Source organism: Pseudomonas sp. CCI1.1 (assembly GCF_034348165.1).
Lineage (GTDB): Bacteria > Pseudomonadota > Gammaproteobacteria > Pseudomonadales > Pseudomonadaceae > Aquipseudomonas > Aquipseudomonas paracarnis.
In genome coordinates, this window is the sequence record NZ_CP133780.1 from 431,569 (window position 1) to 458,201 (window position 26,633).

Sequence of the window (26,633 nt, forward strand, 5' to 3'; positions counted from 1 at the left end):
GGTGTCGTTCATGAAAAAGGTTCTACGCGTTCTGGCTGCCGCTGTTGCGTTAAGCAGCCTCAGCAGCATCGTATCCGCTGAAGACGTGAAGATCGGCTTTCTGGTCAAGCAGGCCGAAGAGCCCTGGTTCCAGACGGAGTGGGCGTTTGCGGAAAAAGCCGCCCAGGACAAAGGCTTCAAACTCATCAAGATCGCGGTGCCCGACGGCGAGAAAACCCTCTCGGCCATCGACAGCCTGGCCGCCAACGGCGCCAAAGGCTTCGTGATCTGCCCGCCGGACGTGTCCCTGGGCCCTGCGATTGTCGCCAAGGCCAAGGTCAACGGTTTGAAAGTGATGGCCGTGGATGACCGCTTTGTCGATGCCAAGGGCAACTTCATGGAAGACGTGCCGTACCTGGGCATGGCCGCGTTTGAAGTCGGCCAGAAGCAAGGCGCCGCCATGGCCGCCGAAGCGAAAAAACGTGGTTGGGACTGGAAGGACACCTACGCGGTGATCAATACCTTCAACGAACTCGACACCGGCAAGAAACGCACCGACGGCTCGATCAAATCCCTGGAGGAAGCCGGGATTCCCAAGGACCACATCCTCACCGCCGCGCTCAAAACCCTCGACGTACCTGGCAGCATGGACGCCACCAACTCGGCCCTGGTCAAGCTGCCGAGTGGGGCGAAGAACCTGATCATCGGCGGCATGAACGACAACACCGTGCTCGGCGGCGTGCGTGCCACCGAAAGTGCCGGTTTCGCCGCAGCCAACGTGATCGGTATCGGCATCAATGGCACCGACGCCATCGGCGAATTGAAGAAAGCCAACAGCGGCTTCTTCGGCTCAATGCTGCCCAGCCCGCACATTGAAGGCTACAAAACCGCTGAGATGATGTACGAGTGGGTTACCCAAGGCACCGAGCCGCCGAAATACACGGCCATGGACGAAGTGACGCTGATCACCCGTGAAAACTTCCAGGCGGAACTGACCAAGATCGGGCTGTGGAAATGACCGCTGCGGCCCTGCGGTTTGACGGCATCGGCAAGACCTTTCCCGGGGTCAAGGCGCTGGACGGCATTTGCTTCACCGCCCACCCCGGGCAGGTGCACGCGTTGATGGGCGAGAACGGCGCAGGCAAGTCGACCCTGCTGAAGATCCTCGGCGGCGCCTACATTCCATCCAGCGGCACGGTGCAGATCGGCGCGCAGACCATGGCCTTCAAATGCGCCGCCGACAGCATCGCCAGCGGTGTGGCGGTGATTCACCAAGAGCTGCACCTGGTGCCGGAAATGAGCGTGGCCGAGAACCTGTTCCTCGGGCATTTGCCCACGCGCTTTGGCGTGGTCAACCGGAGCCTGCTGCGTAAGCAGGCCCTGGCGTGTCTCAAGGGGCTGGCCGATGAAATCGACCCCGACGAGAAACTCGGGCGCCTGTCCCTGGGCCAGCGCCAACTGGTGGAAATCGCCAAGGCGCTGTCTCGCGGCGCCAACGTGATCGCCTTTGATGAACCCACCAGCAGTTTATCGGCGCGGGAAATCGACCGCTTGATGGCGATCATCACGCGCCTGCGCGACGAGGGCAAAGTGGTGCTCTACGTGTCGCACCGTATGGAAGAAGTGTTCCGTATCTGCGATGCGGTGACGGTGTTCAAGGACGGCCGCTACGTGCGTACTTTCGAGGACATGAGCACGCTGACTCACGACCAGTTGGTGACCTGCATGGTCGGTCGCGATATTCAGGACATCTACGATTACCGCCCGCGCGAGCAAGGCGAAGTGGCGCTCAAGGTGGACGGCTTGCTCGGCCCGGGCCTGCGTGAACCGATCAGTTTCCAGGTGCGCAAGGGCGAGATCCTGGGCCTGTTCGGGCTGGTGGGGGCGGGGCGTACCGAGCTGTTTCGCCTGCTCAGTGGGCTAGAGCGCGCCAGTGCCGGCAGCCTGGAACTGTGCGGGCAAGCGCTGCAACTGCGCTCACCCCGGGACGCCATCGCCGCCGGGGTATTGCTGTGTCCGGAGGATCGCAAGAAAGAGGGCATCATCCCGCTGGGCAGCGTCGCTGAAAACATCAACATCAGCGCCCGTGGCGCCCATTCCACCTTTGGCTGGCTGTTGCGCGAAGGCTGGGAGAAAGGCAACGCCGACCGACAGATCCAGGCGATGCGGGTCAAAACGCCGAACGCGGCGCAGAAGATCCTGTACCTGTCCGGCGGCAACCAACAGAAAGCCATTCTTGGCCGCTGGCTGTCGATGCCGATGAAGGTGTTGCTGCTCGACGAACCCACTCGCGGTATCGACATCGGCGCCAAGTCGGAGATCTACCAGATCATCCATAACCTGGCGGCCAGTGGCATTGCGGTGATCGTGGTGTCCAGCGACCTGATGGAGGTGATGGGCATCTCTGACCGCATCCTGGTGCTGTGCGAAGGCGCCCTGCGCGGCGAACAACTGCGCGAGCACGCGACTGAATCCAACCTGCTGCAGCTGGCCTTGCCACGCGGCCTGGCGAACTGAGAGACGACCATGACCATTCAAAACAACGCGTTGCCCTCGGCACGCAAACCCCTCGATATGCGTGCATTGCTCGATAACTGGGCGATGCTCTTGGCGGCGGTGGGCATCTTCGTACTGTGCGCGCTGCTGATCGATAACTTCCTCTCTCCGCTCAACATGCGCGGCTTGGGCCTGGCGATTTCGACTGTCGGTATTGCCGCATGCACCATGCTGTTCTGCCTGGCCTCGGGGCACTTCGACCTGTCGGTAGGCTCGGTGATCGCCTGCGCCGGGGTAGTTGCGGCGATTGTAATGCGCGATACCGACAGCGTGATGCTGGGCATTGGTGCAGCGCTGCTGATGGGCCTGATGGTGGGGCTGATCAACGGCATCGTGATCGCCAAGCTGCGGGTCAACGCCTTGATTACTACGCTGGCGACCATGCAGATCGTGCGCGGCCTGGCTTACATCTTTGCCGACGGCAAGGCGGTAGGCGTGTCCCAGGAGCAATTTTTCGTGTTCGGCAACGGCCAATTGTTCGGCGTGCCGGTGCCGATCCTGATCACCATTGTCTGCTTCCTGTTCTTCGGCTGGCTGCTCAACTACACCACCTATGGGCGCAACACCATGGCCATCGGCGGTAACCCGGAGGCGGCGCTGCTGGCGGGCGTGAACGTTGACCGCACCAAGATCCTGATCTTCGCCATCCATGGCCTGATCGGCGCCTTGGCCGGGGTGATCCTGGCTTCGCGCATGACCTCTGGCCAACCGATGATCGGCCAGGGTTTCGAGCTCACGGTGATCTCGGCCTGCGTGCTGGGTGGGGTGTCGCTGAGCGGCGGCATCGGCATGATCCGCCATGTGATCGCCGGGGTGTTGATTCTGGCGATCATCGAGAATGCGATGAACCTGAAGAACATCGATACCTTTTACCAGTATGTGATCCGCGGTTCGATCCTGCTGTTGGCCGTGGTCATCGACCGCATGAAACAACGCTGAACCCAGGCGCTGTGAAAAACCAATGTGGGAGCTGGCTTGCCTGCGATAGCGTTGGTTCAGGCAATAATTGAGTAGCCTGTGCCACCGCCATCGCAGGCAAGCCAGCTCCCACAATTTAATCAGCGGTGAACTTGAAAATAGTGTGTTGGGTGTAAGTCTGCCCTGGATTCAAACGCGTTGAGGCAAAGCTCGGCTGGTTAGGCGCATCCGGAAAATGCTGGGTCTCCAAGGTAAACCCACTCCAGTGCTGGTACGTCTTGCCGCCTTTGCCCTTCACCGAACCGTCCAGGAAGTTGCTGGTATAGAACTGCACGCCAGGCTCTGTGGTGTAGAGCTGCAAACGTCGGCCTGATTCAGGATCATGCACCTCGGCGGCCAGTTGCTTGACGTCGCCTTTGGTATCCAGCGCCCAGTTGAAGTCGAAGCCACCTTGCTTGGGCTCGGCGAATTTGAGCTGCGGATGGTCTGCCTTGATGTGCTGGCCGATGGGTGTGGGCTTCAGGAAGTCCATGGGCGTGCCCTTGACCGGCGCCAGTTCGCCGGTGGGAATCAAGGTGGCATTCACCGGTGTGTAGTGGCTGGCGTGCAAGGTGGCGACCTGCTTGAGAATGTCGCCGTTGCCCGCGCCGGCCAGGTTGAAGTAGCTGTGGTTGGTGAGGTTGAGCACCGTCGGTTTGTCGGTGGTGGCGGTGTAGTCGATGTGCAGTTCGTTGTGGTCGTTGAGGCGGTAGGTGACCTCGGTTTTCAAGTTGCCCGGAAAGCCCATTTCCCCATCTTTGGACAGGTAGGTGAGGGTGACGCCCACCGAATCCTTGTCCTTGACCGATTTGGCTTGCCACACCTGCTTGTCGAAGCCCTGGGCGCCGCCATGCAATGAGTTAGGGCCGTCGTTGAGCGGTACCTGGTAGCGTTTGCCGTCGAGTTCGAAGGCGCCGCCGGCCAGGCGGTTGCCGAAGCGGCCAATGGTCGCGCCGAAAAACGCGGTACCGCCTTGATAGCCTTGCACGTCATCGAAGCCCAGCACCACGTCGTCGAGCTTGCCGTGTTTGTCTGGCACTTTTAGCGACTGCAGCACGCCGCCGTAGGTGATCACCGTGGCTTGCATGCCATGGCTGTTACGCAACACGTACTGTTCGACGGCGGTGCCATCGTTGGTTTTGCCGAAGGGTTTGTGTTCGCTGCTAAGGCCGGCGGCGTGCGCGCCACCGCTGGCGATCAGCATGGACAGCGCGAGGCCGGACAGCAGGTATCGAGGGTGCTTCATGGTCGAACTTCCTTTTGTTGTTTTGCTGGAATAGTTCTACTAATTTGAGATATTTTGTCGATATGACAGCAGATTTATAGCCTTTAACGCCGTTCTTGCAAAATAAAATAAGACTAATTAAGCGGAGCACTGATTGTTATGACTACCCAGCAAGCGATTTATCCCGACCTCAAGGACAAAACCGTGCTGGTTTCCGGCGGGGCTTCGGGGATTGGCGAGTTCATGGTGCGGGCCTTCGCCGCGCAGGGTGCCAAGGTGGCGTTTGTGGACCGTGCACAGAGCCAGGGTGAACGCTTGGCGGCGCTGCTCAACTCCAAAGGGCACAGTGTCGAGTTCGAGTGCTGCGATATCACCGACGAGATCGGCTACCGCGCGGCGATCGGGCGCTTCGAGCATTCCCTGGGGCCGATCACGGTACTGGTCAACAACGCAGCGAACGATGTGCGCCACAGCCTGGAAGAAATCGACTCGCACATGTTCGACCAGCTGATTGCGGTCAACCTCAAGCACGCCTTCTTTGCCGCCAAGGCGGTGGTGCCCATGATGAAGGAGGCCGGTAGCGGCTCGATCATCAACCTGGGCTCGGTGGGCTGGATGATGGCCTCGGCCGGCTACCCCGTATACGCCGCCAGCAAGGCCGCCGCCCACGGCATGACCCGAGCCCTGGCGCGTGAGCTGGGGCCCAACCGTATTCGCGTCAACACCTTGGTGCCGGGTTGGGTGATGACCGAAAAACAACTGGCCATGTGGGTCGACGACGCCGCCAAGGAACTCATCGCCCGCAGCCAGTGCCTGCCCGGCAGCGTGATGCCAGAACACATCGCCAACATGGCGCTGTTTTTGGCCTCGGATGCCTCGGCGATGTGCTCGGCGCAGAACTTTATCGTCGACGGCGGGTGGGTATAAAACGCGATTTTCAGAATGATGCACATCGAGTGTGGGAGCGGGCTTGCTAGCGAAGGCGGTGTGCCAGTGAACTTATTAGGTTCTGACACACCGCCTTCGCGAGCAAGCCCGCTCCCACAGTTAAATGGTGGTGCTTACTCGATGGGGTAACGCTTGAACGCCGGGTGCTGCTCCAGGCGTTCAGCATGGCGCTTGAGGTTGGGGAACGCATCGGCTTTCACCACCGAGGGCACGGTGAACTGGCTGAACGACCAGGCGACCGCTGCGGTAATCGACGCCTGGGTCAGCGCTTCATTGCCTGCCAGCTGCTTGTCCAGCAGCGCATAAGCCGCCAGCAGTTGCCCGGTAACGCGCTCAAGCCACGGCGCATGCAATTTTTCAGCGGGGCGAAGGTTGTGTTCATAGACGATCTGCACGCTTTTCTCGCATGCCGCCAGCGCGAGCCCAAGCAATTGCAGGTCACGGGCACGTGCCGCCGGTTGTTGGGGCAGCAGCTTCTTGTCAGCCGGCGCCAGCGTTTCCAGGTAATCGAGGATCAGGCTCGAATCCATCAGCACCGTCCCATCGTCCAGCACCAGGGTAGGGGCCTTGACTACGGGGTTGATCTGGGCAAATTCAGCGTAAGTGCTGAACACCGACAGCGGTTCATGCACAAAGTCCACCCCGTATAACTCCAGGGAAACAGCCACGCGGCGTACGTAGGGCGAGTCCAGCATTCCGACCAGTTTCATGCAGCCTCCATTGCTTACAGGGTGTTGGGCTCAAAAGATTACGGGCACGGGCCGGGCGTGCGCAACGGCGTTGTGCAGCAGCCGATACGCTTGCACCAATTGATCGAGGCTGAACGCCAGGTTGCGCCCGCTGGGGTTGGGCAGTACCCAGACCGAGGCGTCGCCCAGTGGCTGCGCTTGCAAACCCCAGGCGACCTCGCGCTGGCCGCTCAGCGCGCTATAGCCGGGCTTGCCGAGGAACGCCACGAAACGCGGGGCATGGCGGCGGATCTTGTGTTCGAACGCCGCCGCCGCGTCCTGGAATTCATGCCGCGCCAACTCGCCTGCACTGGCCGTTGGCCGTGCCACCAAGGTGGTCAATCCGCAACCGTAGTGCAGCAAGGTGGCGCCGTCTTGCGGGCGAATTTCATGGGGCGTGAAACCGGCCAGATGCACGGTGCGCCAGAAGCGGTTGCTGCGATTGGCAAAATGCAGGCCGAGGGCTGCCGAGCCCTTGCCAGGGTTGATGCCGCAGAACAGTACGTGCAAGTGGTCGGCGAGGAGGTCGTCGAGTCGCTCGTTCATGCCGGATCTTCCATGCTGATAGGTGTGACGAGTCATCAACCTTTGGTTTAGTCTGGAACGCTTAGTGGATCACAAGCGCCTCTGGAGCATTGATTATGACCGAGTACGTACCTGCCAAAGTCTGGACCTGGGACACCGAAAGCGGCGGCACCTTCGCCAGCATCAACCGGCCCATCGCCGGCGCCACCCACGAAAAGCCGCTGCCGGTGGGCAAGCACCCGCTGCAGTTATACTCCCTGGCCACGCCCAATGGGCAGAAGGTCACGATCCTGCTGGAAGAACTGCTGGCCCTGGGGCACAGCGGCGCCGAATACGATGCCTGGCTGATCAAGATCGGCGACGGCGACCAGTTCGGCAGTGGCTTTGTGGCGGTGAACCCGAACTCGAAGATTCCAGCGCTGATGGACCACAGCGGCGCCACGCCGATTCGCGTGTTCGAATCGGGCGCGATTCTGCAGTACCTGGCCGAGAAGTTCGGTGCGTTCCTGCCCACGGAGCCTGCGGCCCGGGCTGAATGCCTGTCGTGGCTGTTCTGGCAGATGGGCAGCGCGCCTTACCTGGGGGGCGGCTTCGGGCATTTCTATGCCTATGCGCCGAGCAAGATGGAATACCCGATCAACCGCTTCGCCATGGAGACCAAGCGCCAACTGGATGTGCTGGATAAGCGCCTGGCGGTCAGCCAATACATCGCCGGGGATGAATACACCATTGCCGACATCGCGATATGGCCTTGGTACGGTGGGTTGGTCAAAGGCCGCTTGTATGGCGACTCGGCGGAGTTTCTCTCTGTGCATGAATACAAGCACGTGCTGCGCTGGGCCGACGCAATTGACGCCCGGCCGGCGGTGCAGCGCGGGCGGCGGGTGAACCGGGTGTCGGGTGAGGAGCAGTTGCCAGAACGGCATGATGCAAGTGACCTGGATTGATTCAGATCCAGTGTGGGAGGGGGCTTGCCCCCGATGGCGGTGAATCAGTCACAGATGTAACAACTGATCCACTCTCATCGGGAGCAAGCCCCCTCCCACATTTAGTTTTCCTTCGCTTCGATTTATTTGTAGCGTTGTTCGAATACCGCCACCTGTTCGGGCTTGATCAGTTCAAACGGCACCCACACTTGGGCTTCAATCGGCTCGCCCTTGATCATCTTGATCGCCGCTTGCACCGCCTGGGTCGCCTGGGCCTTGGGGTCCTGGAACACTGAGGCAGCAAGCAGCCCACGCTTGATCGCTGCCAAACCGTCGGGCAAGCCGTCGATGCCGACGATCGCAATCTCGCCCTTGGCCTTGCCGGCTTGCTGCAACGCCATGGCCGCACCGATTGCCATTTCATCATTGTTGGCGACAATGGCATCGAACTGTGTACCTGCCAGCAGCCAGTTGCTGGTGAGGTCCATGCCTTTGTTGCGTTGCCACTCGGCGCTTTGCTGCTCGACGATCTTGATACCGGGAAAGTCCTTGAGCACCTGCCTGGCGCCTTCGGTACGGTCATGGGTGGCGTTCTGTGCAAGGTCGCCCATGATGATCGCCACATTGCCCTTGCCGCCCAGTTTTTGGGCGAGGTAGCGCATCTGCAATTGCCCCGCTTCGATGTCGTTGGAGGCCACCGTGACCACGCCCGCAGGCAGCGTACGCTCATCCGGGTGGCGGTTGACGTACACCAGCGGTGTCTTCGCCGCCACGGCGGCGCGGGTGATGTTGGCAGTGGCGGCGGTGTCGACCGGCAGCACGATCACCGCATCGACCTTCTGGTTGAGAAAACCTTCGACTTGATTGAGCTGGCGCACCACATCGCCCTGGGCGTCTTCAAATTGGATCTGCACGTCCTGGTGTTTGGCTGCCGCCTCCAGGCCGGTGCGCACGTAGGTCATGAAGTTATCGTCCACCCGGGCAATGCTCACGCCGATGCGATAGGCGGCGAAGGACCACTGGCTGAACATCAACAACAGCGCGGCCACTAGTAATGAATAACGGTGCATGAGGCTGTTCCTTTTATTGTTATAGGGTGAATGCCTGGCGGAAACGCTCCAGAGCCGACTCGCTGTCGCCGCTGGCCCAGCCCTCCAGGCCGACCACACCGGTGTAACCCATGGCGTGCAAGGCCCGGGCAATGGCCGGGTAGTGGATTTCGCCCGTGCCGGGCTCTTTGCGCCCAGGCACATCAGCGACCTGGATTTCGCCGATGGCGCTGCCAGCGCGCTGGATCAATTCGATGAGGTTACCTTCGCCAATCTGCGCGTGGTACAGGTCCAGGTTCATTTTCAGATGCGGGCTGCCGACGGCTTCGATCAGGGCCAGGGTGTCGTCGGCACGTGCGAACGGTGTACCTGGGTGGTCGACGGCGGTGTTGAGGTTTTCCAGCAGGAACACGCGGCCGGCGTCTTCCCCCAGGCGCGCGATTTTCTCCAGGCTCTTGCAAGCGCTCAGCCACATGCGCCCGTTGGTGTGGCTGACGGCCTGCACGGGCAGGCCGCCTTCACCCAGGCCCGTGCCATGCAGGTTGAGGCTGGGGCAATTGAGGCGCTCGGCAATGCCCAGGGACTCACGGGCGCTGTCGAGCAATTGGCGGATGCCGTCGGGGTCGGTGAGGGTGCCGCTGAGGTAGCCGGTCATCGAGGTGAAGTCCGCGCCGGTCGCCGCCAAGGCCTGAATGTCCTTATCGGCCCAACCCCAGATTTCGGTGCTGAAACCCAGGGCATGTATACGTTTGACCCGTTCGATGAAGGGCAACTCGAGGAACACCATTTCGGCGCTGACGGCCAATTTGAACGGCATCATTCGCGGGCTCCTTGTACGGCCACGGCCTTGCCGGTTTGGTACGACTCAATGCAGGCACGGGCAATTGCCAGGGCTGCGCGCGCATCTTCACCGCTGGCCAGGGGCTTGGCGCCGCTGCGCAGGCAGTCGACAAAGTGGTTGAGCTCGGCGATGTAGGCGTCGCGCAACAGGTCGGTGTCCATCCGCTGGGTGTCTGCCTGGATGCCCTCGGCCAGGTAGCGCACCAGGTCGCAGTCGTTAAGGCTGCCCATGCTCAGCATGCCCTTGCTGCCGAACACTTCGCCGCGCACGTCGTAGCCATACACGGCCTGGAAGCTGGCTTCGGCGGTGGCAATGGCGCCGTTGTCAAAGCGCAGGGTGACCACGGCGGTATCGAGCAAACCTTGGCTTTTGAATTGCGGGGCAATCAGCGCGTCGGCCATCACCTGCACCTGTACCACTTCGGCCCCAGGGTTGAGGTAGCGCAGGGTGTCGAAGTCGTGGATCAGGGTTTCGAGGAAGATCACCCATTGCGGCGAGTTGGCCGGGTTGTTCAGCGCCGGGTCGCGGGTCAGCGAGCGTAGCAGCTGCGGCGTGCCAATACGTCCAGCGACGACGTCGAGGTGCGCTGTGCGAAAGCTTCTGGCGAAGCGCCGATTGAAGCCGACCTGCAACGGCACCCGTGCATCGACAGCGGCGGCGATGGCGCGGTCGGCTTCGTCCAGCGTGATCGCCATGGGCTTTTCGCAGAAGATGCCCTTGCCGGCACGTGCGGCCTTGATCACCAGCTCGGCATGGCTACGGGCAGGTGCGGCGATGAGTACGCCGTCGATGTCCGGGTCGTCCAGCAGCTGTTGCGGGTCGGTGTAGGCCTTGTCCACCCCCAGTTCTGCTGCCAGGCGAGCGGCCTGGCCTGGAACCGGATCGGCGATGGCGGCGAGGCAGGCACCGGGGATATGGCGTGCAGCGGTAAGGCCATGGAAGCTGCCCATGCGACCGGCACCGATCAAACCCAGGCGGATGTTGTGTGTGCTCATGAAACGACCCCTTTTGTTGTTGTGGGCCCCCAGGACCGTCCTAGGTGACACAGGGGCGGGAGCAAGGCCTATGCCAATTTATAAATAGCTGATTTATAAAGGCTTATTATTTTAATCAAACTAAAAGTGTTCATTTTCACGACATGTCTATACTTACATGTCGGAAATGTGAACATGGATAACCGCAATGACCCAGGCGTTCAGTGTGCAAGACCTCGAATACCTCACGAACCTGGGGCCTGCCGCGCTGAACGATGGGCCCATCGCCGCGTTGGAACAGGCGTGGCGAGAGTGCCTGGCTGGCAAAGTCGTGCGTCCGGACGGGGTGCGCCAGGTCATCTGGGATTCCTGGCGACGCAGTGTCGAGGCGGGTATCGAGCCCGGTAACAGCGACTACCGCTTTGTTGCGCCTCATGCGCTGGCGGCGACCCTGGCCCACCATCGCGCCCTGATCGCCGCTGCCGCGCAAGTCATGCATGGATTGCTGGCTTACAACCCGCGCGGGCATATCAACCTCACGGATGCCGAGGGCACGACGCTGTATTTTTGCGGGGTGGACATCACCCCGGTGGGCAGTCGCTTGCTCGAATCGGTGCAAGGCACCAACTGCACCGGCCTGGCCCTGGCCGAAGATCGCCTGGTGTATGTGCTGGCTGAAGAAAATTTCGCCAGCGGCCTGCGCCAGCGCCACATGCACTGCGCCGCCGCGCCGATCAAAGATGCCCAAGGCCAGACCCTGGCCATGCTCACCCTGACCGCCGAGCCCGGCTGGTTTCATTTCCATACCCTGGGCACCGTTCAAGCGGCGGCCGAGGCGGTGTCGCGGCAGATGGCGCTGCAGGTGTTGCTGGAAGAACAACAGGCCGTACTCGAAGTGCTCAACGAAGGCTTGGTGGTGCTCGATGAGCGTGGCTGCATCAAGGCGCTCAACCGTTATGCGCGGCAATTGTTCGGGGTAGGGCGTGAGTTGATCGGCAGTCCTTTCCAGCGCCTGGGCCGCAGTGAACTGAGCGACGCGCTGGGTGAGCCTGTGCGCGACCGCGATTGCACCTTCCACTTGCACGACGGCAGCCAACTCGCCTGCCTGGTTTCGGTATGCCCACTGGAGCAGGGTGGGGTGATCGTGTCGGTGCGCGAAAACCGCCGTATCCGCGAGATTACCCGGCGCATTATCGGCACCCAGGCCCGCTATACCTTCGAGACCATCCTGGGCACCTCGCGGGCCATACAAGACGCACTGCACTTGGGGCGTATCGCCAGTCGCAGCGAGTCCACCACCTTGATCCTCGGCGAAAGCGGCACCGGCAAGGAGCTGTTTGCCCAGGCCATTCACAACGGCAGCGAGCGTTGCAACGGCCCGTTTGTGGCGGTCAACTGCGGCGCGATCCCACGGGACCTGGTGCAGAGTGAACTGTTTGGCCACGTCGAAGGCGCGTTCACCGGCTCGGCGCGGGGTGGGGCGGCAGGCAAGTTCGAACTGGCGGATGGCGGCACCATCTTCCTGGATGAAATCGGCGACATGTCCTTCGACGCCCAGGTCAGTCTGCTACGGGTTTTGCAGGAGGGTGAGATCACCCGCGTCGGGGCCAAGCAATCGCGGCAAGTCGACGTGCGCATCATCGCCGCCACCCATCGCAACCTGAGCCAGGCGGTGGCCGAGGGCGCGTTTCGTGAAGACCTTTACTACCGACTCAACGTGCTGAACCTGAGCGTGCCGCCACTGCGTATGCGCCGTGACGATATCCCATTGCTGGCGCGGCACTTCCTGCAGCGCTGTGCCCGCTCGCTACGTAAAACGGTGCAAGGTTTCGCGCCGGATGCGTTAGCGTTGCTGTCAGCCCATGGTTGGCCGGGCAACGTGCGGGAACTGGAGAACGTTATCGAACGAGCGACCAACCTGGCGATGGGCGAGCTGATTCAATCGGCCGACTTGCCGTTGGAAACCCAGCAACGCCCGATGTTGCGCGCCTACCAGCCCCAGCCCGCGCAGGATTTGAGCAGCCATGAAAGGCACGCCATCGTTGCCGCGCTCACCAGCACCCGCGGCAACATTCGCCTGGCCGCACAGCAACTGGATGTGTCGCGGGGCGGGCTGTACAACAAGATGAGCCGGTTTGGCTTGAGCGCCGCCGATTTCCGTGAGCGCTGAAACCTCAAGCCAAACCGATCAGCTGCACAGGTTTTCCGGGGTCACTATCTGCGGCGGTATATGCACGCGGTGCCTCAATGGGTCAAACCCCTCATCACTCTGCAAGCGCACCAGCAACTCCACCAGCGCCACGGCCGTTTGCCGTGGCTGCGAGTCCATCACCACATCAATCAAGCCGTTGCTCAGTGCCTGACGCGACAACGGCGTGGACTCTTGCAGGATGCAGCACAGCGCCGGGCGCTTGGGCAGTTGCGCCAGGGCGTTGATCACGCCGTCGCCACCACCGCCGACCACACATAACCCACGCAAATCGGTATGGCGGCTGAGCAGATCGAGGGTGGCTTCTTCGGTGATGTCGCAGTTGTCCAGGTTGATCAGCGGCTCCAACGGTTTGAGCCCCGGCGCGTGTTCGGCCAGGTAGCTGTGCAAGCCTTCGACCCGTGCCTGATGGCCGAGGAAACGATGGCCGCCCAACAGGATGCCCACGCTGCCTTTGCGTGCGCCGCAGGTGCGCGCCAGCAGCCAGCCCATGGTGCGCCCGACCACGTGGTTGTTCTGGCCTACATAGGGTTCGCCAGCGTGTTCATGGATATCCGAAAGCAGGGCAACCACCGGCACGCCTGCTTCACGGATCTGCGCCAGGCAGGCGTTGATCAACGGATGGGCGAAGCTGACCACCGCGAGGGCGTCGCACTGCACGGCCAGTTGTTCGATTTGCGCGACGATGACGCCGGGCGTGCGGTCGTTGATGTAGTCGAACTGGCAGCTCAGGTTAGCGGTGGCGTGATGCTGCGCTGCCTCGCTAATGGCGTGGGCCAACTGCGCATAGAAGGCTTGGGCGGTCCCCAGCAACAGCACGCCGAAACGGTAGGTGGGCCGACGTTCGCGAATGCGCTGGCCGATCAGCCGTGCGGCGAAATAGCCCACCGCTTCGGCGGCCTGAAACACCTGTTCGGCGGTGCCGGGGTTGACCGGCGCGCGGGCGTTCAATACGCGGTCGACGGTGGCTACGCTGAGCCCCGCATGGGCGGCGACGGTGGCGATGGTTGGGCGTTTGTTGTTGTGCATGGCAGGCCCCTTGAGCGTCTTGATAGAAAACTATCAAGCCCCGCTGGGCCTGGATGATAGCTTGATAGGGAATGGATTCAAGGCCTTGAGGGTGATTTAGCCGCACTCTATCGTTGGTTTCGCAAAGCCCCTGAAACCCACGCTTGCGGAGAACAATAACAATGCCTGGACACACCGCTCACCGCGCTCGGCGCGATTACAGCCTCACCGGCCCCGAAGCCGCCCGGGCCGCCGACAAGGGCCTGGTCTCGGCCCGTTGGTACCAGTCGCCCATCCCGCGCAATCGCATGAAAGCCCTGATGCAACGCCGCGACGCTCCGGCGTTGCTCGACACCGCCCTGTGGTTCTCAGCGTTGTTGGCCACCGGTGTCGGCGGCTACTGGTTCTGGGGCAGTTGGGCCTGCGTGCCATTCTTCATCGCCTACGGTGTGCTCTACGGCACGGCCTCCAACCCGCGCTGGCACGAAACCGGCCACGGCACGGCGTTCAAGACCCGCTGGATGAACGATGCGCTGTATCAGGTGGCGAGCTTCATGTGCCTCTTCGAACCCCACGTGTGGCGCTGGAGCCATGCCCGCCATCACACCGACACCATCGTCGTCGGTCGCGACCCGGAGATCGTTGAACCGCGCCCGCCGAGCTTATGGATGATGGCCCTCAGTCTGTTCAACCTGCCCCTGGCCTGGAAGACCTTCAGCGGCGTGGCCCGCCATACGTTCGGGCGAATGAGTGCCCAGGAGCAGGACTTCATCCCCGAATCCGAGTGGCCCAAGGTGTACCGAGATGCGCGTATCTGGGTCGGCATCTACGCCCTGATCATCGGCACCGCGCTGTACCTGCACAGCGGGTTGCCGCTGATGCTGGTGGGCCTGCCCAGCCTCTACGGCGCGTGGCTCGGCTACCTGTTTGGTCTCAGCCAACACGTGGGCCTGGCCGAAGATGTGCTCGACCACCGTAGCAATTGCCGCACCATCTACATGAACCGCGTGTTGCGCTTTATCTACATGAACATGAACTACCACCTCGAACACCACATGTACCCGATGGTGCCTTACCACGCGCTCAGTCAACTGCACGAAGAGATCCGCAGCGACTGCCCGCCGCCGTATGCCAACCTGTGGCAGGCCTACCAGGAAATCATTCCGACGATCTGGCGCCAGCGCAGAGACCCCAGCTATTTCGTCCAGCGCCCTACCCGTGGCGAGCAAGCTCGCTCGCCACAGACTGAAAGCCAGTCATTGGAGATAAATGCATGAACGATCAATGGATCGACGTCTGCGCCGTGGGCGAAATAGAAGCAGAAGACGTGCTGCGCTTCGACCACGGCGCGCAGACCTACGCGGTGTTCCGTTCAGCCGATAACGAATTCTTCGCCACCGCCGGCCTGTGCACCCACGAGAAAATCCACCTGGCCGACGGCCTGGTGATGGACCATGTGATCGAATGCCCCAAGCACAACGGACGCTTTGATTACCGCACCGGCAAGGCCCTGGGCGCGCCGGTGTGCGTCAACCTCAAGACCTACCCCGTGCGGGTAGATGCGGGGCGGGTACTGCTCGCCGTCACGGCCGAAGAATGAACGCTCCCCTGATCATCGTCGGCGCCGGCCATGCTGGTGGCCGTGCGGCACTGACCCTGCGTGACGAAGGTTACAGCGGGCGCCTGATCCTGATTGGCGATGAAGCGCACTTGCCCTACGAGCGGCCACCGTTGTCCAAGGGCTTGCTGCAAGGCTCGACCGACTTGGCGCAATGCAGCCTGTGCGACAGCCAGCAGTTGGCGGCGCTCGAGGTAGAGCATATCGCCGCCAACCCGGTCAGCCGCCTGGAGCCGCAGCACCACCGGTTGCAATTGGCCGACGGCCAGTGGTTGAGCTATGCCGGCCTGCTGCTGGCCACCGGAGGCCGGGCGCGGCGTTTGCCCCAAGAGCAGGCCAACGTGTTTTACCTGCGCACCCATGATGACGCGTTGGTCTTGCGCAATGAATTAAAGCCAGGCGCCAGGCTGGTGGTGGTTGGCGGTGGTTTTATCGGCCTGGAGGTGGCAGCGACGGCGCGGGGCCTGGGCTGCGAGGTGACGCTACTGGAAGCCGGGCCACGGCTGGCAGGGCGGGTGTTGCCGCCGGTGATCAGTGACGCGTTGCTGGCATTGCACCGTGAGCAGGGTGTGGACGTGCGTTTGAACGTCGCCCTGGAGTGCATCCACGCCGACGCCGTGCAACTGGTCGACGGGCAGCGGCTGCCCTGCGACCTGGTGGTGGTCGGCATTGGCATGCAGCCCAACATCGAGTTGGCCGCGGCGGCGGGCTTGGACGTCGGGCAGGGCATTCGTGTCGACGCGCAGTTGCGCACCAGTGCGGCGGATATCTACGCGGCGGGGGATGTGTGCGAGTTTCGCCTGGCGGGCCTTTATCAGCGCCAGGAAACCTGGCGCAACGCCGAAGCCCAGGGCCGTCTCGCGGCGTTGAACCTGCTGGGGCAGGCGTTGGCGTTCGAGATGATCCCGGGTTTCTGGTCCGATCAATACGCGTGGGGCTTGCACACCGTCGGGGTGATGACTGCACTGATGGTCCGCCGGCAATTGCCCGACGGCGGCCTGCTGCTGTTCTACCTTGACGACCATCACCGTTTGCAAGGCGCCTGCGGTTGGGCCATGGGTCACCGCGCAGCCAAGGACATCAAGCTGTGCGAGCACTTGATCACCGCCCACATCCCGCTTAACCCGGCCAGCCTGGCCGACCCCGAGGTATCCCTGAAGCTGTTATTGCGAGGCTGACCATGCGCCAGTTGTTAGTATTCCAATCGATGTGGGCCATGCAAACCGAGCCCGGCAGCCTCGAAGCGCAATTGGACCGCATCGCCGCCGCCGGTTATGACGGCATCACCGAGCATTACTGGGCGCCGGCATCGGTGCAGCGCCTGCACGCGGCGGCCACGGCCAGTGGCCTGCAGATTGAAGGGCAACTGTTCCCGCAATCGGTGGATGATCTGGCCAGGGCATTGGAGGTGATCAGCCGTTACGGCTGTCACCACCTCACCTTGCAAGCCGACGTGCGCCCACGTACCCAGGCCGAGGCGGCCAGGCTGATCGACGGCTGGCAACGCCTGGCCGAACAGGTGGACTTCCAGATTTTGCTGGAAACCCACCGTTATCGGCTCACCAACGACCTGTTGTTCACCCTCGACCTGCTGGCACAGATGCCCGATCTGAAACTGCTCGCTGACCTGTCCCACTACGTGGTTGGCCGCGAGTTGCCCGAGCCCGGCAGTGTGGAAGACGACGAACAGATACGCACCATCCTGCGTCACAGCTGGGGCTTTCATGGCCGCATCGCCAGCAGCGAACAGGTGCAGGTTGGCCTGGATTTTCCCCAGCACCAACCGTGGGTCGAGCGATTTACCGGCTGGTGGCGCTATGGGGTCGAACACTGGCTGGGCCGCGCTGACACCCCGCAGAGCCTGTCCTTCACTTGCGAGTTGGGCCCGCCACCCTATGCGATTACCGACGCACAGGGGCGCGAACTCACCGATCGCTGGGCCGAGGCGCTCAAGCTCAAAGCCCTGATTCGCCAGGTGTGGGCCAGTTGCCATCGATGATCTGCTAATCTGCGCGGGTTCAAACCGCCCTCAGCCTGTGGAATGCCCATGAAAACCTGCCCCGTCCGTCCCCCGCTCGAACCGCAATCGGTGTGTCACCCGATCACCAGCAGCGCGATCTTCATGGTCGCCACCCTGGCGCCTGATGCGGTTGAAAACGTGCGGGCCTGGTGCGCCGACATCGCAGGCCTGGTGCGCTCGGTAGGCAAGCGCGTGCCCTCGGGCAACCTGACGTGCGTTTGCGGGTTTGGCTCGGATGCCTGGGACCGCCTGTTCGGCGCGCCGCGCCCGGCGGCCTTGCATCCGTTTCGCGAGTTCGGTGTGCAAGGGCGCAAGGCGGTGTCGACCCCAGGTGACATCCTGCTGCACATCCGTGCCGAGCAGATGGACCTGTGTTTCGAGCTGGCAACCCAACTGATGGCCGCCCTGGGTGATAGCGTGAAGGTGGTCGATGAGGTCCAGGGCTTTCGCTACTTCGATATGCGCAGCATTATCGGTTTCGTCGACGGCACCGAGAACCCGGTGGGGCGCAAGGCCGAGGCCTTCACCCTGGTGGGCGATGAAGACCCTGAGTTCGAAGGCGGCAGCTATGTGCTGGTGCAGAAATACCTGCACAACATGACCGCGTGGAATGGCTTGACGGTGGAGGCTCAAGAGAAGGTGATCGGGCGCACCAAATTGTCGGACATCGAACTGGACGACGACGCCAAGCCGAGCAACTCCCACAGCGCCCTGACAGTGATCACTGACGAGGACGGCGAGGAGGTGAAGATCCTGCGCGACAACATGCCCTTCGGCCGCCCTGGTGCCGGGGAGTTCGGCACCTACTTCATCGGCTATGCACGCTCGCCGCAGCCGTTGGAGCAGATGCTGGAGAACATGTTCGTCGGCCGCCCGGCCGGCAACTACGACCGCTTGCTCGACTTCAGCACGGCCGTGACCGGCGGCCTGTTCTTCGTGCCCTCGGCCGACTTGCTCGAAGCGCTGGCCGACCGCGAACCGGTGGCTTAACTCAACAACCCGGTGCTGACCGCCACAATCAGGAAGATCCCCAGCAGCGCACGGTAGATCACGAACGGCCAGGTGGAGAAACGCTCCAGAAATTTCATCAGGCCCCAGATGGCAAAGAACGCCGAGACGCTGGCCACCACCAGGCCAAAGATCAAGTGCGGCCAGGCGTGGGCGGGCAGGTCGGCGCGCAGCAGCACCCATAACTCTTTCAAACCGGCCAGGGCGATGGCCGGCAAGCCTAACAGGAAAGAAAACCGCGCCGCTTCTTCGCGTTTGAAATTCAGGAACAGCGCCGCGGTCAACGTGGAGCCCGAACGCGATACGCCCGGTATCAACGCGCCAATCTGTGCAACCCCCACGATCAGGGCATCGCGCAGGCGCATTTGGCTCACGTCGCGTGTATGCCGGGCACGCAGTTCGGCCACTGCCAGCAGCACCGCCATCACCACGCAGGAAATGCCGATCACCATCAGCCCGCGCAATGGCGAGTTGCAGGCATTCAAGGTCGACGACAACGCCAGCCCGGCGATGCCAATCGGGACGGTTGCCAGCACAATTGCCACGGCGAGCTTGAACCAGCGGTCGTTGTAGTCGCCGCGGCGCACCGCACTGATGCTGCCCGTGGTGACCTGGCGCACATCGCGCCAGAAGTAACTGACCACTGCTGCCAACGCTGCCAATTGCATGGCTGCGGAAAACGCCGAGCCAGGGTCTTGCCAGCCGAGCAGGGCGGGTACCACGCGCATATGGGCGGTGGATGACACCGGCAGCAATTCAGTAATGCCCTGGATCACCCCAAGGATGAAGATTTGCAGGTAATCCAGGGAGGCAAAGCCCACATCCAGGCCGGCGGTACAGACGTTGGTCAAAATACGTGTCCTTGAGCAAAAGGGGGAACCGGCGAAGTTTATTCTAAATGTTTCAGGATTTCGGCCAGGGCAACCGCTATTTGCAATCGGTTCAGCCAATAGAAAGGATTCGCCAGGCCATTGGCGTGGGCAGCACTTTTGTGAACAATGGCGCCCTGCGTTTTTCCACCGAGAGCCCCATGCCTGAAACCACCGTCGAATTGATCCAGACCGGCCCCGAAGAAGCCGAACTGATCCGCAATCTTTACCAGTACTACGCCTATGAGTCTTCGGACTGGGAACAGGAAGATGTCGAGGCCGATGGGCGTTTCTACATCCATGACGAACACTTGGCCCGCTACTGGAGCGACCCGCAATGGAGCGCCAACCTGCTGCTGGTAGACGGCTACATCGCCGGCTTCCTGTTGATCGAAGGCAGCGAACTGCCTGGCATCGACGCCCTGGAACTGGCCGACCTGTTCATCCTCAAGCGCTACCGCCGCAAGGGCATCGGCCGCGCCATCGCCAGCCAGGTGCTGTGCAGCGGCGCGGCTAATTGGCTGGTGCGATTCTATGATCAGGACGAGGTGTCCCAGGCGTTCTGGCGCGCCGTGCTGGATAACCTGCCGCGCCCGGTGCAGAGCATTGAATTGGACGATGACCCGCAGTTGGTGAACTACCTGATTACCCGGGCATCGCTGCATTAAAAGCCTGCTGCATCGCCTGGGGCGGCTGCCCGAAGGCCCTGAGGAACGCCTGGCGCATGCGTTCGCGATCACCAAACCCGGTTTCGCGGGCCACCACCTCTACCGGGTGACGGCTGATTTCCATCATCGCCCGCGCAGCTTCCACCCGCAGGGCTTCGATGGCTTTGGCTGGGGTTTGACCGGTTTCTTCGCGAAACACCCGGCTGAACTGGCGGGGGCTGAGCCGGGCAACGTCGGCCAGGGCGTCCACCGACAAATCATGGGTGAGGTTTTCACGGGCATAGGCCAGGGCCAACTGCACGCGGTCGGACTTTGGGTCCAGTTCCAGCAAGGCCGACAGTTGCGACTGCTCGCTGCCGCGGCGCTGGGCAATCACCAGCTTGCGTGCAATGCGCCGGGCCAGGCCGCTGCCCAGGTCGTCCTCCACCATCGCCAGCGCCAGGTCGACCCCGGCGCTCATGCCCGCACCGGTCCACACCTGGCCGTCGACAATGAACAACTTGTCTTCTTCCAGGTGGATATCCGGATAGCGTTTGCGAAATGCCGGCGCATGGATCCAGTGGGTGGTGGTGCGCTTGCCCGCCAGCAGGCCTGCCTCGGCCAGTACAAAGATGCCCATGCATAAGGACGCCACCCGGCGCGACTGCGCGGACGCGGCCTTGACCAGCTCCAGCAGGTTGGCTTCGGGCAGGCGAAACTCCAGGTAGCCGCTGACAATCAAGGTGTCATAGCCCTCTGGGCGCAGCGCGCTGGTGTTCACCGAAAAACCCTGGGAGGTCATCACGGCGCCGCCGCTTTCCGACACCAGGTGAAACTCATAGGCCGGCTCGCCGCGCAGCAGGTTGGCGCACTCGAACACCGAGCCCAGGCTGAGGCTCAACGACTGGAAATTCGGGTAAACCATCAGCGCAACGCTGTGCATTGCATCTCTCCAAGGGGCGGGGGAGAGGCGATTGTCGGCGCGTGCCCGGCAAACGGCAACCGACTTTGGTGCATGTCCGCAATCCTTGCGGATATGACATTGTGAGCCACTGCCTCGCTGCCTAACATGAGACAACTGTTATTCACACCGACCGAGGCACTGGAAAATGAAAGTATTAATGGTACTGACCTCTCACGACCAGCTTGGCGATACCGGGCGCAAGACCGGCTTCTGGCTCGAAGAATTCGCCGCACCTTATTACGCGTTCAAGGACGCTGGCGCCGAAGTAGTGTTGGCTTCCCCGGCCGGCGGCCAGCCGCCGCTGGACCCCAAGAGCGATGAACCGGATGCGCAAACCGAGCAGACCGAGCGCTTCGGTAAAGACTCGGCTGCGCAGCAAGCCTTGGCGACCACCGTGAAGCTGGACTCGGTCAACGCCGCCGACTTCGACACCGTGTTCTACCCAGGCGGCCACGGCCCGCTGTGGGACCTGGCGGAGTCGCCGGTGTCCATCGCGCTGATCGAAGCCTTCGAGCGGGCCGGCAAGCCCATCGGCTTTGTGTGCCATGCACCGGGTGCCTTGCGTCACGTCAAGGCGGTTAACGGTGAGCCGTTGATCAAGGGCCGCCGCGTCACCGGGTTCTCCAACTCGGAAGAGGCCGCTGTGCAGTTGACTGAAGTCGTGCCGTTCCTGATTGAAGATGAATTCAAAAAACTGGGCGGCCAGTATGAGAAGGGCGCTGACTGGCAATCCTTCGTCCTCGTCGATGGCTTGCTGGTGACTGGGCAAAACCCAGGCAGCTCCAGCGAAGTGGCCAAGGCCCTGCTGACACTCTGCGCTTAAGTTAATCAACCGATCTACACGGTGGCGACTCCCAGGAGTTGCCACGGTTTTCGTTCGTCCTGAATTTGGAATATCGCCGTGCCTGACTGCATCCTGAACACCCCGATCAAGCTGGGGCATCACCGCTTGAACAACCGTGTCGTACTGCCGCCGCTGACCCGCCAGCGCAGCGCCCAGCCGGGTAATATCGCCACCGACCTGATGGCCGAGTATTACCGTCAGCGGGCCAGTGCCGGGTTCATGGTCAGCGAGGGGACGCAGATCGAACCCCGGGGCCAGGGCTACGCGTGGACGCCGGGTATCCATACACCGGCGCAAATCCAGGGTTGGCGCAAAGTCACCGCAGCGGTGCATGACGAGGGCGGTGTGATCTTCGCCCAGCTATGGCATGTGGGGCGGGTGTCCCATCACGCGCTGCAACCCGACGGTGGTGCACCGGTGGGGCCGTCTGCACTGGCGGCGTTGCAAGCCAAAGCCTTCATTGAAACCGGGCCGGGTGTGGGTGAACTGGTGCAGCCACCGGTACCCCGCGCCTTGACCGCGCTGGAAATCGAAGAGCTGGTGGGGCACTACGCCCAGGCTGCACGCAATGCCCTGGACGCCGGGTTCGACGGTGTGGAAATCCACGCGGCCAACGGCTACCTGGTCAACCAGTTCATCTCGGCCCATTCCAACCTGCGTGAGGATGAGTACGGCGGCTCGCTGGACAATCGCCTGCGCTTGCTGCGCGAGATTGTCGAAGCGGTGTGCAAGGTGGTGGGGCCGGAGCGCCTGGGCGTGCGCTTTTCGCCGCTGTTCAGTGGCACCGACCAGGACCGGGTCTACATCGGCCTGGTGGAAGAAGACCCGCACCTTACCTATATCGAAGCGATCAAAGTGCTGGAAGCGTCGGGCATCGCCTATGTGTCCATCGCCGAAGCCGACTGGGACAACGCGCCCGACCTGCCCGAGACTTTCCGCCAGGCCGTGCGCCGCACCTTCAGCGGCAGGATCATCTACGCCGGCCGCTACACCGCCGAGCGCGGCGCACGGCTGGTAGAGACCGGGTTGGCGGACCTGATCGCCTTTGGACGGCCCTTCATTGCCAACCCGGACTTGCCCCAGCGGCTGTTCAATGGCTGGCCATTGAATGCGTTGAAGGCCGAAGGCTTGTATGGCGGGACAGAGGCGGGGTATGTGGACTATCCGGTGTATGCCCAACAGCCGTGATAGCCCATGATGGCCTGTGTTTTATCCAGTGTGGGAGGAGGCTTGCCCTAACGCCGGTCAGTTAAACGAACGCTATGCTCGAAGCAATGAAGATCAAATGTGGGAGCTGGCTTGCCTGCGAAAGCGGTCGTGCAGTAACAGATACAGTGACTGACACACCACCTTCGCGAGCAAGTCGAATCGCCTCACTTCACCCGCAACACAATCTTGCCGATATGGTCCCCACCTTCCATCCGCGCATGGGCCTGGGCGGCGTCGGTGTAGGCGTAGACCTGGTCGATCATCGGTAGGCAGCGCCCGGCACTGAGTACCGGCCACACGTGTTCGCGCAGTTGCTGGGCAATCTCGGCTTTTTCTTCCCGGGTGCGGGCGCGCAGCAGTGAGCCGGTGATCACCGCGCGTTTGCCGAGGATGGTCAGCAGGTCGACGTCGTTGGCCTTGCCGCCACCGAGGAAGCCGAGGATCACCAGGTGGCCGTCCATGCCCAGGGCCTTGAGGTTATTGTTCAGGTATGAGGCACCCATGATGTCGAGGATCACGTTGACGCCTTTGCCGTCGGTCTGTTTGGCGATGACCTCGGCAAAGTCCTGTTCGCGGTAGTTGATCGGCTCGGCACCGAGCTTGGCAATCGCCGCGCATTTGTCGGCGCTGCCCGCCGTGGCGAATGCCTGGATGCCGAACTCCTGGCAGAGCATCAACGCGGTGGTACCGATGCCACTGGTACCGCCGTGGATCAATGCGCGCTGGCCCTTATGGGCACCGCCGAGGCCGAACAGGTTGGCCCAGACCGTGAAGAACGTTTCCGGCACGGCAGCGGCCTGAATCCAGTCCATGCCCGCAGGGATCGGCAGCGCCTGGCTGGCCGGCACCGCGCAATACTGCGCATAGCCGCCGCCATTGGTCAGGGCGCAAACCTTGTCGCCCAGGCTGTATTCGTTCACGCCAGTGCCCAGCGCCACCACTTCACCGGCCACTTCCAACCCCGGAATCGGGCTCATGCCGGGCTTCATCGGGTATTTGCCCGCGCGCTGCAAGGCGTCTGGGCGGTTGACCCCGGCGGCGTGCACGCGAATCAGAATCTCGCCTGGCCCGGCCACTGGCACGTCGGCGCTGCGCGGCTGCAAGACCTCGGGCCCGCCAGGGGTGGTGATTTCGATCAGGGTCATTTCTTGGGGAAGCGTCATGGAAAAATTCCTGTAGCGATGAGCGTATGGGTTGGGACCGTAGCGCGGGGTCGGCAGTTCAGCAAGATCATGCCGGGTTCTTTGGGCAATGCAAACGCAGGATTTCAGCACAAGCCTGCAAGTGCGGCGACGCGACGTTGGACACACTGACTGCCGGTCATTTTCGACGCAAACAGGTGGCATATGAACCAAGCAAGAAATCAGGATATCGGGCTGTTGTTTCTGCGGGTCAGCGGGGCGTTGTTCCTGCTGTGGGTGCATGGGTTGCCCAAGTTGTTCCACTACAGCGAGCAATTGAAGCTGATCGAGGACCCGTTTCACCTGGGCGCCCATGTCACGTTGCTGCTGGCGATCTTTGCCGAGGTGCTGTGCCCGCTGCTGATCATCGCGGGCGTGCTGGTGCGCCTGGCGTGCCTGCCGATCCTGGCGGTGCTGGTCATCGCGTTGCTGGTGGTGCACCCGGAGTGGACGCTGTTCGAAGGTCAGTTCGGCTGGCTGCTGTTGATCATCTTTACCAGCATCCTCATTGCCGGGCCGGGCCGGCTGGTATTGGCTCAGCGCTTTGCTTGAAATCGAGTAGGAGGCGGATTCACATCCGCCGTCCTCTCACACCACCGTACGTACGGTTCCGTATACGGCGGTTCAGGTTATACGGTTAAGTCGGTTTATCGTATCCAGTATCGAGACCAGCCCGAGGCGGTCCCACAGCTTCTTCGGCAACGCCTGATTCATATGGGGCGCTCCCGAGTTCCACCATGGGCCTCGGCCATTGACTGCCGATTTCCACGCCCGCGCCGCATTAAGTCCCAAGCGTATCAAGTTGCGCGCCCTCGTAGAGGGCCGCTTCCATTGACGCCAGACGATACAGCGAAGCTTGTGACGCACCCAGCCGTCCAATTCCTCAAGTGGCCGTCTGCTCTGGCTCAGCTTGAAGTAGCCCGCCCATCCGCGCAGCACGGGGTTTATCCGCTCGATGACAGTCGCCACCTTGTGGCCCCGCGCTTTACGTAGCAGCTCTCTGAGCCGGTCGCGCAAGCGACCCAGGCTCATCGTCGCCACTCTCAGTCTCGGTTGCTGATGCCAGCTCATCCCGTAACCCAAGTAATCACACATCCAAGACCCGGCTACTCGGCTCTTATCCCGATTCAGCGTTAGTTTCAGGCGCTGATTCAGGAAGCGCTCAACACTGGCCATCACTCGTTCGCCAGCACGAGGGCTGCGCACATAGATGTTCGCATCGTCGGCATAACGCACGAAGCGATGACCCCGCCGTTCCAGCTCGCGGTCGAGTTCGTTGAGCAGGATGTTCGACAGCAACGGCGAGAGCGGGCCGCCTTGCGGCGTCCCTTCCTGCCGTCGGCTGGCGATCCCACCCGACATCTCACCGGCTTGGAGGTACCGCCGGATCAGTCTGAGCACGCGTTTATCTACGATTTGGCGCGCCACGTACGCCATCAGGAGATCGTGGTTGACCCGGTCAAAGAATTTCTCAAGATCGAGTTCCACGCACCAGCGATGCCCTGCCGCCACATGGGCGCGGGCTGTCTCGATGGCTTGGTGGGCGCTTCTGCCCGGACGGAAGCCGTAGCTGTAATCCGAAAACAGCGGGTCGAAGATCGGCGTGAGCTGTTGCAGCAGTGCCTGTTGGATCAGGCGATCCACGACGCAGGGAATGCCCAGTTGTCGGGTGCCGCCTTTGGGTTTGGGGATGTCGACGGCGCGTACACCTTGCGGGTGGTATTCGCCGGCCAGCAACCTCCTCTGGAGGATCGGCCAATACTGATTCACGTAGTCCGCCAAGTCGTCGACCGTCATGCCATCGGCACCCGGCGCGCCCTTGTTGCTGACCACGCGCTGATACGCACGTCTGAGGTTGGCCGGTGCAAGCACCCGCGCCATCAGCGTGTCCGGCTCCGCGTTCGTCCACGTCACAGATGCCGTCGATACCTTTGCGCTGTCAGCCGTCATCCTCGGATTCTGTCCGGGACTCGGAGTCACAGTCTTCTCTTGGAGAAATTTCTGCATTTCGGTATTCAACGAGACTCTGACGCCTACTGGCGGCATAACCTGTTCGGCCCTTGGTGGCGCGGTTATTCGCCACTTACTACGGCTTCGGCTGACTTCTGCACGCTCATCCCATCGCCTCTCGACGCTCGGTAGCACACTGGCAAACGTGCAGATCTCCCAGGGTAATTCGCGCGACCTTCCTGCTTATGCCTGTCGGATCTACGTCACAGCGTTCCGTGCAAGTATTGGGCTTTGAAGATTTTGGCCTTCTTACCCCGCTGCGCCGCCTCTATCCGCTTCCTGTTCGTCAGGCCAGCATTTTGCCTCGGGCTTCCTTCAGATTCGCAGTCACCCGCGAC

At 62.0% G+C, this 26,633-nt stretch carries 26 protein-coding genes; 15 read left to right on the forward strand and 11 right to left on the reverse strand.

What is annotated here, in order from left to right; genetic code table 11:
- Nucleotides 1-10: 10 nt before the first annotated feature.
- From RHM69_RS01995 to araH, 3 genes are read left to right on the forward strand one after another with little or no spacing between them, the layout of a single operon-like run.
- The gene (locus RHM69_RS01995) at nucleotides 11-997 is read left to right on the forward strand and encodes a substrate-binding domain-containing protein (protein WP_038449809.1); all 987 of its coding nucleotides are present in this window, start codon (nucleotides 11-13) and stop codon (nucleotides 995-997) included.
- The gene (araG, locus tag RHM69_RS02000) at nucleotides 994-2,496 is read left to right on the forward strand and encodes an L-arabinose ABC transporter ATP-binding protein AraG (protein WP_200600130.1); all 1,503 of its coding nucleotides are present in this window, start codon (nucleotides 994-996) and stop codon (nucleotides 2,494-2,496) included. The genes RHM69_RS01995 and araG overlap by 4 nt, the downstream gene beginning before the upstream one ends.
- Before the next feature lie 9 nt (nucleotides 2,497-2,505).
- The gene (gene araH, locus RHM69_RS02005; RefSeq protein WP_014718075.1) at nucleotides 2,506-3,474 is read left to right on the forward strand and encodes an L-arabinose ABC transporter permease AraH; all 969 of its coding nucleotides are present in this window, start codon (nucleotides 2,506-2,508) and stop codon (nucleotides 3,472-3,474) included.
- 115 nt (nucleotides 3,475-3,589) lie between these two features.
- On the opposite strand, the gene RHM69_RS02010 is transcribed toward araH, so the two are convergent.
- Entirely contained in the window at nucleotides 3,590-4,738 is a 1,149-nt protein-coding gene (locus RHM69_RS02010) for an aldose epimerase family protein (RefSeq protein ID WP_073454270.1), read from the reverse strand.
- A 138-nt stretch (nucleotides 4,739-4,876) separates the two neighbouring features.
- Between RHM69_RS02010 and RHM69_RS02015 the strand changes: the two genes are divergently transcribed.
- Nucleotides 4,877-5,644 (forward strand): SDR family NAD(P)-dependent oxidoreductase, encoded by a 768-nt coding sequence (locus tag RHM69_RS02015; protein WP_014718077.1) that lies wholly within the window; start codon nucleotides 4,877-4,879, stop codon nucleotides 5,642-5,644.
- Between the two features lie 134 nt (nucleotides 5,645-5,778).
- Here the strand turns inward: RHM69_RS02015 and RHM69_RS02020 are convergent, their stop codons facing one another.
- Both RHM69_RS02020 and mug read right to left on the reverse strand, forming a co-directional pair.
- Nucleotides 5,779-6,375, reverse strand: a complete 597-nt coding sequence (locus tag RHM69_RS02020) for a glutathione S-transferase family protein (protein ID WP_038449817.1) — start codon at nucleotides 6,373-6,375, stop codon at nucleotides 5,779-5,781.
- Between the two features lie 30 nt (nucleotides 6,376-6,405).
- A complete protein-coding gene (gene mug / locus RHM69_RS02025; RefSeq protein WP_102666798.1) occupies nucleotides 6,406-6,939 on the reverse strand; it encodes a G/U mismatch-specific DNA glycosylase in 534 nt (177 codons plus the stop codon).
- 95 nt (nucleotides 6,940-7,034) lie between these two features.
- Here mug and yghU point away from each other — a divergent pair, with 95 nt between their 5' ends.
- Nucleotides 7,035-7,865, forward strand: a complete 831-nt coding sequence (gene yghU, locus RHM69_RS02030) for a glutathione-dependent disulfide-bond oxidoreductase (protein WP_020303155.1) — start codon at nucleotides 7,035-7,037, stop codon at nucleotides 7,863-7,865.
- Nucleotides 7,866-7,987: 122 nt separating this feature from the next.
- Here yghU and RHM69_RS02035 read toward each other — a convergent pair whose 3' ends face one another.
- The 3 genes from RHM69_RS02035 to RHM69_RS02045 are packed head-to-tail and all read right to left on the reverse strand — an operon-like array spanning nucleotide 7,988 to nucleotide 10,729.
- Complete coding sequence (locus RHM69_RS02035; protein ID WP_019817323.1) at nucleotides 7,988-8,914, reverse strand: sugar ABC transporter substrate-binding protein; 927 nt, start codon at nucleotides 8,912-8,914, stop codon at nucleotides 7,988-7,990.
- Between the two features lie 19 nt (nucleotides 8,915-8,933).
- A complete protein-coding gene (locus RHM69_RS02040; protein WP_014718082.1) occupies nucleotides 8,934-9,713 on the reverse strand; it encodes a TIM barrel protein in 780 nt (259 codons plus the stop codon).
- Nucleotides 9,710-10,729 carry a Gfo/Idh/MocA family oxidoreductase gene (locus RHM69_RS02045; protein ID WP_019817321.1) on the reverse strand — a complete coding sequence of 340 codons (1,020 nt, stop codon included), beginning with the start codon at nucleotides 10,727-10,729 and terminating at the stop codon, nucleotides 9,710-9,712. Before RHM69_RS02045 ends, RHM69_RS02040 begins: the two co-directional genes overlap by 4 nt.
- A gap of 187 nt (nucleotides 10,730-10,916) precedes the next feature.
- Between RHM69_RS02045 and RHM69_RS02050 the strand changes: the two genes are divergently transcribed.
- On the forward strand, nucleotides 10,917-12,878 hold the full coding sequence (locus tag RHM69_RS02050; RefSeq protein ID WP_200600132.1) for a sigma-54 interaction domain-containing protein: 1,962 nt from the start codon (nucleotides 10,917-10,919) through the stop codon (nucleotides 12,876-12,878).
- A gap of 18 nt (nucleotides 12,879-12,896) precedes the next feature.
- Here the strand turns inward: RHM69_RS02050 and RHM69_RS02055 are convergent, their stop codons facing one another.
- A complete protein-coding gene (locus tag RHM69_RS02055) occupies nucleotides 12,897-13,946 on the reverse strand; it encodes a LacI family DNA-binding transcriptional regulator (RefSeq protein ID WP_038449824.1) in 1,050 nt (349 codons plus the stop codon).
- Nucleotides 13,947-14,107: 161 nt separating this feature from the next.
- Here RHM69_RS02055 and RHM69_RS02060 point away from each other — a divergent pair, with 161 nt between their 5' ends.
- Genes RHM69_RS02060 through RHM69_RS02080 form a run of 5 tightly spaced genes read left to right on the forward strand, consistent with a single transcriptional unit; the run spans nucleotide 14,108 to nucleotide 18,553 of the window.
- Complete coding sequence (locus RHM69_RS02060; protein ID WP_014718086.1) at nucleotides 14,108-15,202, forward strand: fatty acid desaturase family protein; 1,095 nt, start codon at nucleotides 14,108-14,110, stop codon at nucleotides 15,200-15,202.
- Nucleotides 15,199-15,525, forward strand: a complete 327-nt coding sequence (locus tag RHM69_RS02065; protein WP_019817317.1) for a MocE family 2Fe-2S type ferredoxin — start codon at nucleotides 15,199-15,201, stop codon at nucleotides 15,523-15,525. The genes RHM69_RS02060 and RHM69_RS02065 overlap by 4 nt, the downstream gene beginning before the upstream one ends.
- Entirely contained in the window at nucleotides 15,522-16,721 is a 1,200-nt protein-coding gene (locus tag RHM69_RS02070) for an NAD(P)/FAD-dependent oxidoreductase (RefSeq protein ID WP_200600134.1), read from the forward strand. The genes RHM69_RS02065 and RHM69_RS02070 overlap by 4 nt, the downstream gene beginning before the upstream one ends.
- 2 nt (nucleotides 16,722-16,723) lie before the next feature.
- Nucleotides 16,724-17,542, forward strand: coding sequence for a sugar phosphate isomerase/epimerase family protein (locus tag RHM69_RS02075; protein ID WP_020303161.1), 819 nt, complete (start codon nucleotides 16,724-16,726; stop codon nucleotides 17,540-17,542).
- 48 nt (nucleotides 17,543-17,590) lie between these two features.
- Complete coding sequence (locus tag RHM69_RS02080; protein ID WP_019817314.1) at nucleotides 17,591-18,553, forward strand: Dyp-type peroxidase; 963 nt, start codon at nucleotides 17,591-17,593, stop codon at nucleotides 18,551-18,553.
- Here the strand turns inward: RHM69_RS02080 and RHM69_RS02085 are convergent.
- Nucleotides 18,550-19,422: an undecaprenyl-diphosphate phosphatase gene (locus RHM69_RS02085; RefSeq protein ID WP_014718091.1), complete on the reverse strand. Its 873-nt coding sequence runs from the start codon at nucleotides 19,420-19,422 to the stop codon at nucleotides 18,550-18,552. The two genes, RHM69_RS02080 and RHM69_RS02085, sit on opposite strands and share 4 nt — an antisense overlap.
- A 47-nt stretch (nucleotides 19,423-19,469) precedes the next feature.
- On the opposite strand from RHM69_RS02085, the gene RHM69_RS02090 reads away from it, so the two are divergent.
- On the forward strand, nucleotides 19,470-20,108 hold the full coding sequence (locus RHM69_RS02090; protein ID WP_137271406.1) for a GNAT family N-acetyltransferase: 639 nt from the start codon (nucleotides 19,470-19,472) through the stop codon (nucleotides 20,106-20,108).
- Here RHM69_RS02090 and RHM69_RS02095 read toward each other — a convergent pair.
- Nucleotides 20,086-21,030, reverse strand: coding sequence for a GlxA family transcriptional regulator (locus RHM69_RS02095; protein ID WP_019817312.1), 945 nt, complete (start codon nucleotides 21,028-21,030; stop codon nucleotides 20,086-20,088). The genes RHM69_RS02090 and RHM69_RS02095 overlap by 23 nt on opposite strands.
- A gap of 166 nt (nucleotides 21,031-21,196) precedes the next feature.
- On the opposite strand from RHM69_RS02095, the gene RHM69_RS02100 reads away from it, so the two are divergent.
- A complete protein-coding gene (locus tag RHM69_RS02100; RefSeq protein ID WP_019817311.1) occupies nucleotides 21,197-21,874 on the forward strand; it encodes a type 1 glutamine amidotransferase domain-containing protein in 678 nt (225 codons plus the stop codon).
- A 78-nt stretch (nucleotides 21,875-21,952) separates the two neighbouring features.
- On the forward strand, nucleotides 21,953-23,083 hold the full coding sequence (locus RHM69_RS02105; RefSeq protein ID WP_058410443.1) for an alkene reductase: 1,131 nt from the start codon (nucleotides 21,953-21,955) through the stop codon (nucleotides 23,081-23,083).
- A 185-nt stretch (nucleotides 23,084-23,268) separates the two neighbouring features.
- Here the strand turns inward: RHM69_RS02105 and RHM69_RS02110 are convergent, their stop codons facing one another.
- Nucleotides 23,269-24,267, reverse strand: a complete 999-nt coding sequence (locus RHM69_RS02110) for an NAD(P)H-quinone oxidoreductase (RefSeq protein ID WP_032903454.1) — start codon at nucleotides 24,265-24,267, stop codon at nucleotides 23,269-23,271.
- Nucleotides 24,268-24,450: 183 nt separating this feature from the next.
- On the opposite strand from RHM69_RS02110, the gene RHM69_RS02115 reads away from it, so the two are divergent.
- A complete protein-coding gene (locus tag RHM69_RS02115; protein WP_014718097.1) occupies nucleotides 24,451-24,837 on the forward strand; it encodes a DoxX family protein in 387 nt (128 codons plus the stop codon).
- A gap of 72 nt (nucleotides 24,838-24,909) precedes the next feature.
- Here the strand turns inward: RHM69_RS02115 and ltrA are convergent, their stop codons facing one another.
- Nucleotides 24,910-26,331: a group II intron reverse transcriptase/maturase gene (ltrA, locus tag RHM69_RS02120; protein WP_011805433.1), complete on the reverse strand. Its 1,422-nt coding sequence runs from the start codon at nucleotides 26,329-26,331 to the stop codon at nucleotides 24,910-24,912.
- Nucleotides 26,332-26,633: the final 302 nt, after the last annotated feature.

Coding starts and splice junctions, on each gene's coding strand:
- RHM69_RS01995 (WP_038449809.1), top strand. CDS start 11: ATGAAAAAGGTTCTACGCGTTCTGGCTGCCGCTGTTGCGTTAAGCAGC.
- araG (WP_200600130.1), top strand. CDS start 994: ATGACCGCTGCGGCCCTGCGGTTTGACGGCATCGGCAAGACCTTTCCC.
- araH (WP_014718075.1), top strand. CDS start 2,506: ATGACCATTCAAAACAACGCGTTGCCCTCGGCACGCAAACCCCTCGAT.
- RHM69_RS02010 (WP_073454270.1), bottom strand. CDS start 4,738: ATGAAGCACCCTCGATACCTGCTGTCCGGCCTCGCGCTGTCCATGCTG.
- RHM69_RS02015 (WP_014718077.1), top strand. CDS start 4,877: ATGACTACCCAGCAAGCGATTTATCCCGACCTCAAGGACAAAACCGTG.
- RHM69_RS02020 (WP_038449817.1), bottom strand. CDS start 6,375: ATGAAACTGGTCGGAATGCTGGACTCGCCCTACGTACGCCGCGTGGCT.
- mug (WP_102666798.1), bottom strand. CDS start 6,939: ATGAACGAGCGACTCGACGACCTCCTCGCCGACCACTTGCACGTACTG.
- yghU (WP_020303155.1), top strand. CDS start 7,035: ATGACCGAGTACGTACCTGCCAAAGTCTGGACCTGGGACACCGAAAGC.
- RHM69_RS02035 (WP_019817323.1), bottom strand. CDS start 8,914: ATGCACCGTTATTCATTACTAGTGGCCGCGCTGTTGTTGATGTTCAGC.
- RHM69_RS02040 (WP_014718082.1), bottom strand. CDS start 9,713: ATGATGCCGTTCAAATTGGCCGTCAGCGCCGAAATGGTGTTCCTCGAG.
- RHM69_RS02045 (WP_019817321.1), bottom strand. CDS start 10,729: ATGAGCACACACAACATCCGCCTGGGTTTGATCGGTGCCGGTCGCATG.
- RHM69_RS02050 (WP_200600132.1), top strand. CDS start 10,917: ATGACCCAGGCGTTCAGTGTGCAAGACCTCGAATACCTCACGAACCTG.
- RHM69_RS02055 (WP_038449824.1), bottom strand. CDS start 13,946: ATGCACAACAACAAACGCCCAACCATCGCCACCGTCGCCGCCCATGCG.
- RHM69_RS02060 (WP_014718086.1), top strand. CDS start 14,108: ATGCCTGGACACACCGCTCACCGCGCTCGGCGCGATTACAGCCTCACC.
- RHM69_RS02065 (WP_019817317.1), top strand. CDS start 15,199: ATGAACGATCAATGGATCGACGTCTGCGCCGTGGGCGAAATAGAAGCA.
- RHM69_RS02070 (WP_200600134.1), top strand. CDS start 15,522: ATGAACGCTCCCCTGATCATCGTCGGCGCCGGCCATGCTGGTGGCCGT.
- RHM69_RS02075 (WP_020303161.1), top strand. CDS start 16,724: ATGCGCCAGTTGTTAGTATTCCAATCGATGTGGGCCATGCAAACCGAG.
- RHM69_RS02080 (WP_019817314.1), top strand. CDS start 17,591: ATGAAAACCTGCCCCGTCCGTCCCCCGCTCGAACCGCAATCGGTGTGT.
- RHM69_RS02090 (WP_137271406.1), top strand. CDS start 19,470: ATGTTTCAGGATTTCGGCCAGGGCAACCGCTATTTGCAATCGGTTCAG.
- RHM69_RS02095 (WP_019817312.1), bottom strand. CDS start 21,030: ATGCACAGCGTTGCGCTGATGGTTTACCCGAATTTCCAGTCGTTGAGC.
- RHM69_RS02100 (WP_019817311.1), top strand. CDS start 21,197: ATGAAAGTATTAATGGTACTGACCTCTCACGACCAGCTTGGCGATACC.
- RHM69_RS02110 (WP_032903454.1), bottom strand. CDS start 24,267: ATGACGCTTCCCCAAGAAATGACCCTGATCGAAATCACCACCCCTGGC.
- RHM69_RS02115 (WP_014718097.1), top strand. CDS start 24,451: ATGAACCAAGCAAGAAATCAGGATATCGGGCTGTTGTTTCTGCGGGTC.
- ltrA (WP_011805433.1), bottom strand. CDS start 26,331: ATGCCGCCAGTAGGCGTCAGAGTCTCGTTGAATACCGAAATGCAGAAA.